Origin of the sequence: Sphingomonas nostoxanthinifaciens (assembly GCF_019930585.1) — a bacterium.
GTDB classification, from domain to species: Bacteria; Pseudomonadota; Alphaproteobacteria; order Sphingomonadales; family Sphingomonadaceae; genus Sphingomonas_I; species Sphingomonas_I nostoxanthinifaciens.
The window spans coordinates 2,207,167-2,221,674 of sequence record NZ_CP082839.1; the positions used below are offsets into that span (position 1 = coordinate 2,207,167).

The window sequence follows — 14,508 nt, forward strand, 5'->3', positions numbered from 1 at the left end:
GGCTGGAGGCGTCTACTGGTCTGGGCACCTCGAAGGATCCTCAGTGCACTTGATTCCCTTTGTCGTCATGGCGATGAGCTTCGACGCCGCCGTAGCAGGCGCGCCGCCGACGGCCGTTTCGACGGTGGAAGAACGACACGCGACGATCGAGGATCAGGGCGGCGCTGCCCCGCGACGGGCCGATGCCCGGCCTATGGCGGACGAGCACGAAATCGTGGTCCACGCGCGACATCGCTCCACCCGCGCCGATCCGCTGGTCGCGGTCAACGCCAAGTCCTTCGCCATCGCGCAGGACGTCGATGATGCCGTCGTCGGCCCGGTGGCGATGGGGTATGCACGCACGGTGCCGGTGCCGGTTCAGGATGGCATCCGAAATTTCCTGAACAACACGCGCGAGCCGGTCGTGATCATCAGCTTCCTGCTGGAATTTAAGCCGGGCAAAGCCGCCGAGACCGCCGGACGGCTGGTCATCAACTCGGTCGCCGGAGTGGGCGGGCTGTTCGACGTCGCCAAGCGCCGCCCATTCAACCTGCCGCGCCGCCCGAACGGCTTCGGCGATGCGCTCGGCTATCATGGGGTGGCGGCGGGGCCTTATCTGTTCCTGCCCCTGATCGGGCCCACCACCGTGCGGGATGCAATCGGCGGCGGGGTGGATCGGCTCGTTCTTCCGCTGGCGGTCGGCGCGCCATTCAATCGGCTGCTCTATTCGCTCAGCACCGGCACGCTGAACGCGCTCGGCCGGCGCGTCCGCTCCGACGACGATCTTCAGGCAGCGCGCGAAGCCGACGATCCTTATGCCCGGCGGCGCGAACAATTCCTGCGCGGACGCCAGGCCGAGATCGATGGCCTGCATGGGATAAGCCCTGCTCGGCCCGATGTGCCGCCGCCCGCACTACCCAAAAGTCCGGCCGCGAGCGGCGATGTCGTCCTGTCGGTGCCGACCGGGCAGGTGCCGGAAGGCGAGGATATGGCCGGAGATGTCGAAGAGCAGGCCTAGTCGTCAGACCCGCGAGGTCGCATATCGGACGACAAGGCTGCGCCCGTCATCGCTTCGCTGCTGCGCGATGACCCGATAGCTAGGGCTGTTCGCCTGCTTCATGAAGATGTTGGCATCACAACGGCTTTCGGCCGGGCTGTAGCCGTTATGATAGATCAGGGTCGAGGTGCCGGGGCGGTCGGCCCAGCGCGCCGTCGCCACGATCTTGATCGTGCCATGCGCGCCCAGCAGCGCGGCGTAGGATGGCACGTCGGCCGAGACCACGCGAAGGCTTAGCGGATGTCCGTCGACCGTCAGGCGTGAAGCCGAGAGTACCCGATCGGCAAAGGCGCGGGCCTCGGCCTGAGCGACCTTGCGGTCGCCGTTCGCATCCAGCGCGGCGATGATCGTGCCGGCAACCTTGGGTCCGGCCGTCAGCTCGAGTTGGAGCCCGATCGTCCCCGGCGCGAGCGTGATGTAGGCGTTCTGCACCACCTCGTGGACCGGATGGGCACCCGCTGCCCCGAAATGGCAAGGAAGGCATCGGCCGCCGCCACGATCCGGCGCGACTGCGCATCGGGTGCCTCGGCGACGATGAGCGACCCCGGCGCGCCGTTGCCGACCGGCGACGATTTCGGCGCCGCGCCACCGTGGCAGCCCGCCAGCAGGAGGGCCAGGAGGAGGATCGACCGATGAGTACGCATGGGCTTTCTGTAGGCCCGACCCGCGCGCCACGACAACGGAAGCCGCAGGAATCGGACCGAAGTTTTCACTTCACCGGCGGCGCCTGGGCGTCGGGAGCGGCGGTCTCGATCTTCTGGTCGAGATCGGCGATCCACGCGGGCACCTTGGGCAGGCTGGCATAAGGCAGGTCGCGATGGAGCGTCAGCGACCAGCGGGTGAGCCATTCGTCGCCATCGGGGCCAACATAATCGTCCGCGATGCGATAGGCCGGGTCGCGCATCGCGCGATCCAGCGTGACCGATCGGAGCCCGTTTGCGTCGAGGATCGCCGCGAGCGCGTCGATGCTGGCCGCGTTCAGCCGGCTGGCGTGCAGCAGCAGGACGAATGCCGGCTCCCGCCCCAGCAGCGTCACGGCAGCCTTACGATACCAGGGCAGCGCCGCGGCGGTATAATCGAGATAGGCCGCCCGGATCGCCGCCGCTTGCGCCTCATCGTGACGTGCGATCGCGGCGTCGTAGGGCTCAGCGAATTCCCAGTCGGAATTCTCCATCGAGACCGGCGCGACCCGATATCCGTGATCCTTCAGCCACGCCTCGAAACCGTGGCGGATCGCTAAGGTCGGCCCCGTTTCGAGATAGGGGTGGCGAAACCATCGCTCCTGTTTGCCATGCTCCCGATCGAGCACGCGGGTGACGGCCTCGCCCCGCGCGACATCGGCGATGTAGGCGTCGAGCGGCGTCTTGGTCAGCGAGAGGTGCGAATAGCTGTGATTGCCCAGATCCATGCCGGCATCCAGCCAGCGCCGCAGCAGGCCGATCCGTTGCTCGCGATCCGGCCCAGCCAGCTGAATCTCGTTGACGAAGCCCGTCACCTGCCAGTGATGGCTGCGAAAGCCGTCGAGCAACCCGGTGGTGATCGCACCCGCCTCCGTTGCCGTCGCATGCAGGCCGAAGATCGGCAGGTCGTCGAACGTGATCGCCACGGTGCCGGCCGCCGCAGGGCTGAAGGCAAGCCCGATCCCGCCAAATACCGCGAGAAAGCGTGCGATCGTCTGCCGCGCGATACGTCGATGGCTCATGCCGCGATGCTATCCCAAGCGGATCGCATCAAGAAGGGCCCAAAGCTGCACCGAAACCGTTGGACGCGGCTTTACCGGCACGGACATTCTTGATGCTCTCGATGAAGCTGCTCGCAATCATGCTGGGCGTCGCCGCAACCGCGACGCCATCGGTGGCGGCACGCCCATGGCCTGTGGGCGTCGACCTTCCCTCGGGCGAGCCGATCAGCGAGAATTACCGCCGCCAGTTCGCACTGTGCGATGATGAAGGCAGCTTCCGCGGTTACCGATCGCGCTACACGCGGGGGTGCGCGGGCGACCCCAATCGCGTCACGGCGCTGCGTCGTCTGCCGGGCGGGGCGATCGCCTATGTCTCGAAGCTCGCAGTCGATCTCGACGGCTCGGCATTCGCCTGCGGGCCGAACCATGGCCGCATGGACCAGTGCCCCACCTCGCTGATGCTGACCGACGCGGCGGGCCGCGAGGTGCCGGTAGATGCCGATGCCGTGCCCTACGTCGTCATCCCCGAGGCGGGGCCGCCCGACGTCGCGGGTGAGTTCGCCCGCCTGACCGGCGTGCACGTCGGCGACTTCGGCGTCGTGATCGCGAACGGGCGCGTCGTGCCGGTCATCGTCGCCGACACGGTCCCCTACAGCAAGTTGGGCGAGGGATCGCTCGCGCTGCATCGCGCGCTGGGCAAGGAGCAATGCGCCACCAAGGACCAGCGCGGCGTGTGCAGCCGGGTCGATGACGAGGGACAGAGCATCTCGTCCGACGTGACGACGATCATCTATCCGGGCAGCGCGCGCAACGATCTGACGCCGCGCAACATTGCCGCTGTCGTGCGACGGGAAGGCATGCGCCTGTGGACGCAATCGCGCCCGAAATAGGCTTGTCCGCCGGATTCGCTCAATTTTCGAGCGCGAGCAGGATCGGGCACGGGCCAACCGCGCTCGCGGTGCACTCGTCCTCGAGGCGGCTCAGCCAGCTCCTCGCCGCCTGCAGGTCCGCAATGCGTCGATCCAGTTCGCGCAGCCGCTCCCGCGCAATCTCCCGCGCCCGGCCGCGATCGCGCGACGCATCGAGTTCCATCAGGTCGGCAATCTCATCCAGCGAAAAGCCGGCGCCCTGCGCGGTGCGGATGAAGCAGAGGCGACGAACGTCCGCGTCGCCATACCGGCGGGTGCCACCGCCGCCCGCGCCGTAGGGACGATCGGGCTTCGCCAGCAAGCCGCGGCGCTGATAATAGCGGACGGTTTCCACGCCGACGCCGCCCTCGCGCGCTAGCCCCGCAATCGTCATCGCCGCCATGCTTGACTCCGTACCGTGGTACGGAGGCTATATCGCCGCGATGCTCGGCCGGGCAAGCGTCCGGCATCTGGGGATCACCGATGGATACCGCCGACGACCGCACCGCCATCCTCTATCGCATGGTCATGCCGGGGCACGTCTGCCCCCATGGGCTGAAGTCGAAGTGGCAGCTCGAGCGGCACGGCTACCATGTCGACGACCGCTGGCTGCGCACCCAGCCGGAGACGGCGGCGTTCAAGGCGGAGCACGACGTGAAGACCACGCCGCAGACCTTCATCGGCGGGGTGCGGATCGGCGGCAACGACGATCTCGCGCGCTTCTTCGGCAGCAGTGCGCCGGCGGCGGGCGCGAAGAGCTATCGTCCGGTCGCTGCCGTGTTCGCGATGACGGCGCTGATGGCGGCGGCGGCAAGCATGGCCACGCTCGGCACGCCCGCCACGGTTCAGGCTGCGATGTGGTTCATCAGTTTGTCGATGTGCGTGCTGGCGATCCTGAAGCTGCAGGACGTGGAGCGCTTCTCCACCATGTTCCTGAACTACGACCTGCTGGCGCGGCGCTGGGTGCCGTATGCTTATGCCTATCCATTCCTCGAGGCGCTCGCAGGGGTGCTGATGACCGCGGGCGTGATGAAATGGCTTTCCGTGCCGGTCGCGCTGGTGATCGGCAGCATCGGCGCGGTATCGGTGTTCAAGGCGGTCTACCTTGACCGGCGCGAACTCAGCTGCGCCTGTGTCGGCGGCGGCTCGAACGTGCCGCTCGGCTTCGTCTCGCTGGTCGAGAATGTCATGATGGTCGCGATGGCGATCTGGATGATCGTGCGATGACCCTGCGCATCGAGACGATCCCTTTGGCACTCCTGCTCGCGCTGATCCCTGCCGCCGCCGCCGCGCAGATGGATCCGCACGCGTATATGGACATGCCGGGCATGGACGATCGACCTGCCCCGCCGCCGGCCAAAAGCAGTGCCACCGCCACGCCGCCGGCGATGGACATGGCGCCGATGCACGACGGGCAGATGAGCCACGACGGGCAGATGCCGGCCGACATGCCGATGGCCGCGATGGAGGGGCACGCCATGGCGATGCCCGCCACGCTCGGCCCGTTCGCGATGAACCGCGAGGCGTCGGGCACGGCGTGGCAGCCGGAGAGCTCACCGCTCTACGCGACGATGATCCACGCGGGCAGCTGGATGGCGATGGCGCAGGGCAACGCGACCCTCGTCTACGACAATCAGGGCGGCCCGCGCGGCGACACCAAGACTTTCGTGGAATCGATGGCGATGCTGATGGCGGCGCGGCCGGTGGGCGACCATGGCCGGTTCGGGCTGCGCGCAATGCTCTCGCTCGATCCGGTGATGGGCGCCGCCGGCTACCCCCTGCTGTTCGCGACCGGCGAGACGGCAAACGGCCGCACCGAGCTGGTCGATCGCCAGCATCCGCACGATCTGTTCATGGAACTGGCCGCCAGCTACGCGCACGATATCGGCGAGGGCCGGGCATTGTACCTCTACGCAGGCCTGCCGGGCGAGCCTGCCTTGGGGCCGCCGACCTTCATGCACCGCATCTCGGGGATGGACAATCCAGAGGCGCCGATCGGCCATCACTGGTTCGATTCGACCCACATCACGTGGGGCGTGGTCACCGGCGGCTTCTCGACGCACACGTGGAAGATCGAGGCGAGCGCGTTCAAGGGCCGTGAGCCCGACCAATATCGCTGGGATGCCGAGACGCCCGCGCTCGACAGCTGGTCCGTCCGCATCTTCTGGAACCCGACCCGCAACCTCTCGCTCCAGGCCTCGACCGGCTTCCTCCATTCGCCCGAGCAGCTGCACCCGGAGGTGAACGAGCAGCGCACCACCGCATCGGCAAGCTACAACCTGCCGCTCGGTCCCGGCGCCAATTGGGCGAGCACGGTCGCGTGGAGCATCAAGAACGAGCAGCCCGGCCCGGCGCTCAACGGCTGGCTGGCCGAGAGCGCGCTGCGGTGGGCCGACCGCCACACGGTCTTCGCCCGCGTCGAGCGCGAGGACGAGAGCGAACTGTTCGACGACACCAGCCCGCTCCACGGCCAGGTGATCCCGGTCAACAAGATGAGCCTCGGCTATCAATACGAGCTGTCGGTCACCGGCGACGTCCGCCTCGCGCTCGGCGGCCTGGTCAGCGCCTATGCCTATCCGCAGCGGCTGGTGCCGACCTATGGCGGCGACGGCGTGAAGAGCTTCATGCTCTACACGCGCGTCAGCCTCGGCGATCGGCGTATCCGCTAGGCTTACGCGATCACGACGTCGATGTCGGTCAGCGCGCGCAGGCGGGCGAGATCGGCGTCGCGGTCGACCGTCATCGGGTGCGAGTAGGTCGGCGCGTCCGCCGCCGCCCGGCTCCAGAAGGAGGTGCCGTCACCATTGGCGCTCGCCACGATCCAGCGCGCGCTGCCGCTGGCGATACGCGTTGCATAAGGTGTGCCGGCCGGGATGTTGGCGGCGTCGCCGCTCGTCAGCCGGAGCCCCTCGCCGTCCAGCGTCAGTTCGACCAGCCCGTCCAGCACGTAGAGGAAGACGTGCGTTGCCGCGTGATGCATCGTCGGCATGGCGGCATCGCGTCCGCCCTCGACGACGCGCATCTCAACCATGCCGTTGGTTTCGGCCGCCGTGAGCACGCTTGTAACGAGATGGCCGGCCAGCGTCCCGCGCGGCCCGAAGCTCGCCTCCAGGAAGAAGGAGCGATGCTCGCCCGGCAGCGCCTGATCGCCCTCCCCGATCGGGGTCGCCGGCCCGTAGACCGCCTCGTCCACGCGCATGATGCCATGCTTGGCGATGGCCGCGCCGAGCTTCGGAAAATTGATCGGCCGGTCCGACGGCGGCAGCGCCGTCATGCCCCACACCTCGCCCGCATCGGCGAAGAACTGCTCCCAGCCGCCGGGGGCGACGATGCCGAAGAACTGGCTGCGCGGAGCGACGCTCTGGTAGCTGTGCGTGTCGCGCGGCTTCACATAAGCGAAGTCGCCGGGGCTGAGGATGCGGCTGCCGTCGTTGCACCACACCTGCAGCTTGCCGCGCGTGACGAACCAGGTGTCATGCTCGCGCTCGTGCCAGTGCATCGGCACCGGAAAGCGATCGAGCGGACAGTCGCATACTACCGCGCCGAAGCCGCCGGCCGTCTGCTCGACGCCTGCCAGCGTGCGGACGATCTGATTGGCGACGAGGTGCGAAATGCCCTCGCCGGCGCGCAAGATATAGGGCTCGAGGCCGGGAAGCGTGGTCTGGTCGGTCATCGATCCTCTCCTGTTCTGGATCACGCGAAGGGAATGGCGAGCTGTGCCCGCTTGCATGCCTCGCTCTTGGGCGGGGCGATGCCCCATTGGTCGGTCCTGCCCGGCGGCCACGTCCATTCGTCGGGGCCGCGCACGCGATAATGCTCGTCCACCTGCAGCACCTCGGCGGTATATTCGACGACGATGCCGAACGGATCGACGAAGTAAGCGAACACGTTGTTGCCGGGGCCGTGGCGGCCGACGCCCCAGCCCATCGGCAGGCCGGCGTCGATCGTCCGGCCCGACGCGCGCATCACCCCCTCCCAACTGGGCAGGTTGAAGGCGACGTGGTTGAGCGTGTTGACCGGCGCTTCGGCGATCACGATCGAGTGATGATCGCGATTGGTGCGCACGAACGCCATCATCTTCGAACGATCAGTCAGCTGGAAGCCGAGCACGTCGGTGAAGAAGGCCTGGTCGCGCGCGACATCGTCGCTGTTGATGTTGACGTGCGCCAGCCGCTCCGGATGGTCGGCAAGCGGATCGTCGGCGAAGCGCGCGGCATCGTCGGCGACGACCCGCATCGTGCGACCCGCCATATCCCGGATCAGCAAAGCGCGCCCGGCGCCCGGCTCGTCCAGTTCGATCGCGGTCTCGACGTGGCAACCGTGCGCGCGGGCGCGCGCCACGACGTCGTCGAGCGCGTCACGGTCGCGCGCACGCAGCGTCATCGAGCGCATCGCAGGGGCGTCACCGGCGTGAAGCGCAAGGATTTGCGTATCGGCGCCGGTGCCGCGCAGCCAAGCGCTGCCGCCACTGTGATGCACCGGCTCCAGCGCCCAGACGTGGGTGTAGAAATCGAGCGCCGCCGCCAGATCGGGGACGACCAGATCGACGCTGCGCAGCGCGGAGATCGCAAAGTTCGCGCTCATCGGTCGCGCGTCGCCGCGCCGCACGGGTGCATCTCGCCTCTCCTCTCTTTGTTCTGTCGGCATCTATGGACCGCTCCAATCCCCTCTGACAAATAGCGATCTTGGGGATAGCTATAGGAGAGGATTATGGAACTGACCGGAACAGGCGCGCTCGAATGACGATGGATCCCCGTCTTCTCCGTATCTTCCTCGCGGTTTGCCAGGATGGCTCGATCAGCGCCGCCGCGCGCCGGCTCAGCGTGGCGCAACCCTCGGTATCGGTCGCGGTCGCCCAGCTCGAGCGCAGCGTCGGCGGCGAGCTGCTGGTTCGCGGGCGCAAGGGCGTGACCCTCACCCCCGCTGGCGAGGCGCTGATGCGGCGCGCCGAGATGATGGAGGCGTTGCTGCGCGATGCCGACGAAGCGGTGCGACTGGCCCGGATGGGGCTGGCCGGGCCGCTGCGCGTCGGCGGCACGCCCGGCGCGCTGGTCAGCCTCGTGCCCGCCGCCATCGCCCGCATGCGACCCGACGAGCGGATGAGCCTGCACGTCATCGAACGATCCGACGCGCAGCTGATCGATCTGCTCCGCCGCGGCGAGATCGAGATCGCGCTCGTCACCACCGGCGTCCAGTCGCCGCCCGACGACATCGAGGAAACGAGCCTCGCGCGCGACCCGTTCGCGCTGATCGTCGGCCGTGTACACACCGAATTGGGGCCGAGCGTGTCGCTCGCCGCGCTCGAGCGTTTTACCTGGGTGCTGCCGCGCGTCGCCGGCGCTTTTCACCGTCAGATCGAGGCGCTGTTCCTCGCCGCGGAGACGCCGATGCCGCTCGACGTGATCCGGTGCGACTCGCTGCTCACCTCGAAGGAAATCGTGCGTCGCAGCGCCCGGGTGACGGTACTGCCGCGTGGGGTGGTGGCGCCCGAACTGGCGATGGGCGTGCTGCGCGCCATTCCGATCGCCGATGTCGAACTCAATCGCAGCATCGGCATGCGCACATTGCGCGGCCGCCCGCTGAGCGATCTCGCCCAGCGCTTCAGCGCGGCGCTGGTCGAAGAATAGGTCTATAGGCCAAACCTATACTACTACCCAAATTGATTATTTTACACGCATGATCCTCCGGCGTCATTGATCCGCCGGGCCGGCGACGACCGGCCAGGAGGATGTTCTTGGACGTGCAGCCCGAATTCGACGTGGCGGTGGTCGGTTGTGGGCCGGTCGGCGCGCTGGCGGCAAACCTTGCCGCCGAAGCCGGTTTGTCGGTGCTGGTGATCGACCGCGAAGCCGATCCCCATCCCCTGCCCCGCGCCGTGCATCTCGATCATGAGATGATGCGCCTGTTCCAGACGGTGGGATTGGTCGACGCGATCGAGCCGGGGATGCGCGAAACCGAGGGCCACCTGCATGTCGGCGCCGATCATGGCGTGATCCGCTACATGGGCACGGCCGGGCGCCCCAAGCCGTTTGGCTGGGCCAACGATTACTTCTTCTATCAGCCCGAGCTCGAGGATCGGCTGCGCGACGGTATCGCGCGCTACGCCAACGCCACGCTGCGGCTGGGCACCGAACTGACCGGCTTCGATCAGGATGCGGATTGCGTCACCCTGCGCTTTGGGGGCGGCGGAAGCGCGCGGGCGCGCTGGCTGATCGCATGCGACGGGGCAAGCAGCGGCGTGCGCAAAGCGCTCGATATCCCGCTCGAGGATCTCCAGTTCGAGGAGCCGTGGCTGGTTGTCGACGTCGAGGTCGAAGGCGCGGTTCGCTTCCCCGATCTGTGGAACGTGCCGTCCGAAGCCGATCTGCAGCAGCTTTCGGTGATGATGTGCGATCCCGCGCGCCCGACGACGATCGTGCCGGGGCGCGGCAACGTCCGTCGGTGGGAGTTCATGCTGCTGCCGGGCGAGGACGATGCGGCGATGATGCAGCCGGAGGCGGTCGCGCGGCTGCTCGCGCCCTATCTCGACGGCGTTCCGCACACCATTCTGCGCGCGGCGACCTATCGCTTTCACGGCCTGATCGTCGAGCGGTGGCGGCAGGGCCGCGTGTTCATGGCCGGCGACGCCGCGCACCAGACGCCGCCCTTCTTCGGCCAGGGCATGTGCCATGGCATGCGCGATGTCTCGAACCTGATCTGGAAGCTGGCGCTGGTCGTGCGGGGGCTCGCTGCACCCAGGCTGCTCGACAGCTACGGCGTCGAGCGCGATCCGCATGTCCGCAGCGTCGTCACCGCGGCGATCGAGGCGGGGCGGTATATCTGCGAACTCGATCCGGAACGCGCCGCCGTGCGCGACGCGGCGATGCGCATGCGGGCTCGCGCCGGCGCAACCGGCACAGCGGCCGACCTCATCCCCGCCTATCGCGACGGTGTCGTCGCGGCCGAGACACCCGGCGCGGGCGAGCGCTTCGTGCAGCCATGGGTCGAGGCCGGCGGCAGGCAGCGGCTGTTGGATGACGTGACGGGCGGCGGATGGCGTCTGTTTGTTGCCGATGATGCGCGGAAAGCAGATTTCGCGCGCGTCCGTGCGGCGCTGGCACCGCTCGATGTTGCCGTGATCGAGGTCGCGACGGTGCGCGACGACGGAACCCTGGCCCGCTGGCTGTCCGAACGCGACGTCCGCGCGGTGCTGGTGCGGCCCGACGCCTATGTATTCGGCACGGCCCGCGACGATCTCGCCGCGCTGATCGAAAGCGCGCGTACGGTGCTGCATCTCTGCCCGCAGCGGGAGCCGGTCGCATGAGGCTTTCGGTTGCGCAGGCGGCGGTGACGGCGACGCTCGCGGCGGCGCGCGCTGCCGACGCCGCGCCGGTGGCCGTCATGGTGCTGGACACGGGCGCGCATCCCGTCGCCTTCGCGCGCGAGGACGGCGCCAGCCTGTTCCGTTTCGATATTGCCCGCGCCAAGGCGCATGGCGCGCTGGGCATGGGCACCGATACGCGCGCAATCGCCGCGCGCGCCGCCGACAATCCGGCCTTCTTCACGAGCGTCACGATCGCGACCGGCGGGGCACTCGCGCTCTCGCCCGGCGGCATCCTGATCCACGATCGCGACGGCGCGCTCGTCGGCGCGATCGGGGTGAGCGGCGACCGGCCCGACATCGACGAAGCCTGCGCCAAGGCGGGCGCAGCCGCATATCAGCAGGGAGACAGCTAGGTGGCTTACGTGAGTTTCCGACGCCGCGACGGCGCCGCAAGCTACGGTCGCGTCGAGGGCGATCAGGTGATCGACCTCGGTGCCGAGCCGGGCGCGCCGGCCGATCTGAAGGCCGCGCTCGCCGACGGCATGCTGGCGACCCTCGGCGGCGCGACCCGGCTGCCGCTGGCGGACATCCTGCTGCTGCCGGTGATCCCCAATCCAGCGAAGATCCTGTGCGTCGGCCACAATTACGAGAGCCACCGCCAGGAGACCGGCCGCGCGAAGGTCGATCATCCGTCGATCTTCACCCGCTTCGCCGACACGCTCGTCGCCGACGGGCAGCCGATCCTGCGGCCGCCGGTCTCGACCAATCTGGATTATGAGGGTGAGCTGGCGGTGGTGATCGGCCGCGGCGGCCGGGCGATCGCGGAGGCCGATGCGCTCGACCATGTCGCCGGCTATGCCTGCTTCAACGATGCCAGCATCCGCGACTGGCAGTGGCATACGAGCCAGTTCACCCCCGGCAAGAACTTCCCCGGCACCGGCGCGCTCGGCCCGCAGCTGGTGACGCCGCACGAGGCCGGCGACCTCGCCGACGTCCATGTCGTCACGCGGCTGAACGGCGCGATCGTGCAGGACCAGCCGATCCGCGACATGATCTTCCCGATCGCGAAGATCATCGCCTACGTCTCCGCCTTCACCCCTCTCCTGCCCGGCGACGTCATCGCCACCGGAACGCCGGGCGGGGTCGGCGCCAAGCGCCAGCCGCCGCTCTGGATGAAGGACGGCGACCGCGTCGAGATCGCGATCGGCCCGGTCGGTACGCTTCGGAACCACGTACTGGATGAACAACGGCTCCACTGACGGGCCGGCATCAGGAGAGGAAAACAATGAAAAACATAGCCATCACCGCTCTCGCCTCCGCCAGCCTGCTGGCGGGCGCGACCGCCGCGCGCGCGCAGCAAAGCGCCGCGTCCGCCAATGCCCAGCAAAGCAGCACCGATACTTCCGCAGTTGCCGAGATCGTCGTCACCGCGCAGCGACGGCAGGAGCGCGTAGCGACCGTGCCGATCTCGATCACCGTCGCCAATCAGGCGCAGCTCGAACGGCAGCAGGTCAACACCGTCAACGATCTCAGCCGTATCTCTCCCTCGCTCGAAATCTCGGGCGCACCGGGGCAGAATACGGGCGGCGGCGGCGCGATCCGCGGCATCGGCACGCAGACGTTCTCGGCCGGCGCGGTCGCCTCGGTCGGCATCGTCGTCGATCAGGTGAGCCAGGGCAACGCCAATATCGGCGACCTGTTCGACGTGTCGCGGATCGAGGTGCTCAAGGGCCCGCAGGGCACCTTGTTCGGCTTGACCACCTCGGCCGGCGTCATCAACATCACCACCAACGCCCCCGACCCCACCCGCTTCAGCGCGCGCGTGCACAGCGAATTGTCCGACGCGGGCACCGCCGGCTCCAAATATGGCGACCAGATCGTGCAGGGCGTCGTCAACATGCCGCTGAGCGAGGATGCCGCCATCCGCGTGTCCGGCCTGCTCAATCGCCGCCAGGGCGTCGATCGCAACGCCACCACGGGCGATCTCAACGACAATAACCGCTACGGCTTCCGCGCGCGGCTATTGTGGCGGCCGTCGAGCGACCTGACGGTCAACCTGATCGGCGACTATACCCACCAATATTTCAATAATGGCGGCGACTTCTTCACCTTCGTCAAGACTGGCGGCCCCGGCCCCTTCCTCGGCGGCGCGGGCGTCGATCCGGTTGGTCTGACCGCACGGCTGGCAAGCTGCGGCGTGACGCCCGGCGTCGGCAATCGTGACTATTGCACCAGCCAGACCTTCGCCGATCGCAGCAAGAATTACGGCGCATCGGTGCAGGTCGACTATGACGCCGGGCCGTTCGACCTGACCTCGATCACCGCCTATCGACGCAACGTCGATCAGGGCTTCGGTGCGGCGACCAACGTGTTCCGCGCCGATCCGTTCGAGCTGCAGGTGCAGAACCTTGCCGTCGACCGCCGCCTGCGCCTGTTCACGCAGGAATTGCGGCTCACGTCGCCAAGCAACCAGACGTTCGAATATACGATCGGCGCCTTCTACTCGAACCAGCGCGAGCGGCGCGCGCCCGAAGGGCTGACGGTGCGGCTGCAGCCGGTGCCGGGATTCATCATCCCGATCCAGACGTCGCTCGGTGCGAACGACACGATCACCGACCAGTCGCTCGCAATCTTCGGCCAGGGCACGTTGCATGTGACGCCCAAATTGCGCCTGATCGCCGGCGGCCGCTTCACCGGCGAGGATCTGACGCTCGATCGCTACAATCTCGATATCGGCACCACCAACAACTACCAGCATGAGGGGCTGAGCACCGAGCGCATCTCGTATCGCTTCGGCGCGCAATACGATCTCATGCGCAACACCATGGCCTATGCGACCGCCTCGCGCGGCTACAAGGGCGGACAGATCGCGACGCCATCGCTTCCCCTCGCACCTTATGTGGTGAGGCCGGAAGTGCCGATGGATTATGAGGTCGGCGTCAAGAGCACGTTGTTCGGTGGCTGGGTGCTCGACATCAACGCTTATTATACCAAGGTGCAGGGCTATCAGGCACAGCAGTGCACGGTGGTCGCGACCACCGGCGTCATCAACTGCCTGACTTCCAACATCGACGGCGTGAAGACGCGCGGCGGCGAGGTCAATCTGTTCGGTCGTGTGTTCCAGGGCCTGTCGGTGAATACCGGCTTCATCTACACCAAGGCGACCTACCCGACCAGCTTCATCGGCACCGACGGCACCAACATCGGCGGCAGCCAGCTCGCTTATGCGCCCAAGTACAAGTTCACCTTCTCGGGCGAATATGAGCATCCGATCACCGATCGGTTCAAGGGCTTCATCGCCGCCGACGCGGTGTGGAAGTCGCGCGTCCGCTACGAGGCGAACCAGATCAGGGACACCACTTACCTGCCGCACTGGGTGATGGGCGGCCGGCTGGGCGCACGCACCGCGGACGATCGCTTCGCGCTGGCGGTGTTCGCGCGCAACCTGTTCAACGTCCACGAACCGCTGCTCATGCAGAGCAGCCTGCCTTATAACGGCGCGGATAATGTCGGCGCGATCTACGGGCCATCCTCGTTCCGCCAGGTGGGCCTCAGCGTCGACGCCAAGTTCTGAGGAGGG

General features: G+C 67.7%; 14 protein-coding genes. 9 read left to right on the top strand and 5 right to left on the bottom strand.

The window, feature by feature from the left end; all coding sequences use genetic code 11:
* The first annotated feature begins 43 nt into the window (after positions 1–43).
* On the top strand, positions 44–997 hold the full coding sequence (locus K8P63_RS10495) for an MlaA family lipoprotein (RefSeq protein ID WP_223795983.1): 954 nt from the start codon (positions 44–46) through the stop codon (positions 995–997).
* Between the two features lie 3 nt (positions 998–1,000).
* Here the strand turns inward: K8P63_RS10495 and K8P63_RS10500 are convergent, their stop codons facing one another.
* Both K8P63_RS10500 and K8P63_RS10505 read right to left on the bottom strand, forming a co-directional pair.
* Positions 1,001–1,468, bottom strand: a complete 468-nt coding sequence (locus K8P63_RS10500) for a hypothetical protein (protein ID WP_223795984.1) — start codon at positions 1,466–1,468, stop codon at positions 1,001–1,003.
* 277 nt (positions 1,469–1,745) lie between these two features.
* Positions 1,746–2,738, bottom strand: coding sequence for a polysaccharide deacetylase family protein (locus tag K8P63_RS10505; protein WP_223795985.1), 993 nt, complete (start codon positions 2,736–2,738; stop codon positions 1,746–1,748).
* Between the two features lie 101 nt (positions 2,739–2,839).
* Here K8P63_RS10505 and K8P63_RS10510 point away from each other — a divergent pair, with 101 nt between their 5' ends.
* On the top strand, positions 2,840–3,607 hold the full coding sequence (locus tag K8P63_RS10510) for a glycoside hydrolase family 75 protein (protein ID WP_223795986.1): 768 nt from the start codon (positions 2,840–2,842) through the stop codon (positions 3,605–3,607).
* A gap of 19 nt (positions 3,608–3,626) precedes the next feature.
* On the opposite strand, the gene K8P63_RS10515 is transcribed toward K8P63_RS10510, so the two are convergent.
* Positions 3,627–4,028 (bottom strand): MerR family transcriptional regulator, encoded by a 402-nt coding sequence (locus K8P63_RS10515; RefSeq protein ID WP_223795987.1) that lies wholly within the window; start codon positions 4,026–4,028, stop codon positions 3,627–3,629.
* Positions 4,029–4,108: 80 nt separating this feature from the next.
* On the opposite strand from K8P63_RS10515, the gene K8P63_RS10520 reads away from it, so the two are divergent.
* Both K8P63_RS10520 and K8P63_RS10525 read left to right on the top strand, forming a co-directional pair.
* Positions 4,109–4,852 carry a MauE/DoxX family redox-associated membrane protein gene (locus K8P63_RS10520; protein ID WP_223795988.1) on the top strand — a complete coding sequence of 248 codons (744 nt, stop codon included), beginning with the start codon at positions 4,109–4,111 and terminating at the stop codon, positions 4,850–4,852.
* Positions 4,849–6,294, top strand: a complete 1,446-nt coding sequence (locus K8P63_RS10525) for a hypothetical protein (protein WP_223795989.1) — start codon at positions 4,849–4,851, stop codon at positions 6,292–6,294. Before K8P63_RS10520 ends, K8P63_RS10525 begins: the two co-directional genes overlap by 4 nt.
* A gap of 2 nt (positions 6,295–6,296) precedes the next feature.
* Here K8P63_RS10525 and K8P63_RS10530 read toward each other — a convergent pair whose 3' ends face one another.
* Positions 6,297–7,298 (bottom strand): cupin domain-containing protein, encoded by a 1,002-nt coding sequence (locus K8P63_RS10530; RefSeq protein WP_223795990.1) that lies wholly within the window; start codon positions 7,296–7,298, stop codon positions 6,297–6,299.
* 20 nt (positions 7,299–7,318) lie between these two features.
* On the bottom strand, positions 7,319–8,209 hold the full coding sequence (locus K8P63_RS10535) for a VOC family protein (protein ID WP_223795991.1): 891 nt from the start codon (positions 8,207–8,209) through the stop codon (positions 7,319–7,321).
* 155 nt (positions 8,210–8,364) lie between these two features.
* Here K8P63_RS10535 and K8P63_RS10540 point away from each other — a divergent pair, with 155 nt between their 5' ends.
* The 5 genes from K8P63_RS10540 to K8P63_RS10560 all read left to right on the top strand — a co-directional run bounded on the left by K8P63_RS10540 (position 8,365) and on the right by K8P63_RS10560 (position 14,502).
* A complete protein-coding gene (locus K8P63_RS10540) occupies positions 8,365–9,252 on the top strand; it encodes a LysR family transcriptional regulator (RefSeq protein WP_223795992.1) in 888 nt (295 codons plus the stop codon).
* Between the two features lie 107 nt (positions 9,253–9,359).
* Positions 9,360–10,928 carry a bifunctional 3-(3-hydroxy-phenyl)propionate/3-hydroxycinnamic acid hydroxylase gene (locus tag K8P63_RS10545; protein ID WP_398287417.1) on the top strand — a complete coding sequence of 523 codons (1,569 nt, stop codon included), beginning with the start codon at positions 9,360–9,362 and terminating at the stop codon, positions 10,926–10,928.
* The gene (locus tag K8P63_RS10550) at positions 10,925–11,341 is read left to right on the top strand and encodes a GlcG/HbpS family heme-binding protein (RefSeq protein WP_223795993.1); all 417 of its coding nucleotides are present in this window, start codon (positions 10,925–10,927) and stop codon (positions 11,339–11,341) included. Before K8P63_RS10545 ends, K8P63_RS10550 begins: the two co-directional genes overlap by 4 nt.
* Positions 11,342–12,187: a fumarylacetoacetate hydrolase family protein gene (locus K8P63_RS10555; protein WP_223795994.1), complete on the top strand. Its 846-nt coding sequence runs from the start codon at positions 11,342–11,344 to the stop codon at positions 12,185–12,187. It begins immediately after the preceding gene.
* Positions 12,188–12,213: 26 nt separating this feature from the next.
* Positions 12,214–14,502: a TonB-dependent receptor gene (locus K8P63_RS10560; protein ID WP_223795995.1), complete on the top strand. Its 2,289-nt coding sequence runs from the start codon at positions 12,214–12,216 to the stop codon at positions 14,500–14,502.
* Positions 14,503–14,508: the final 6 nt, after the last annotated feature.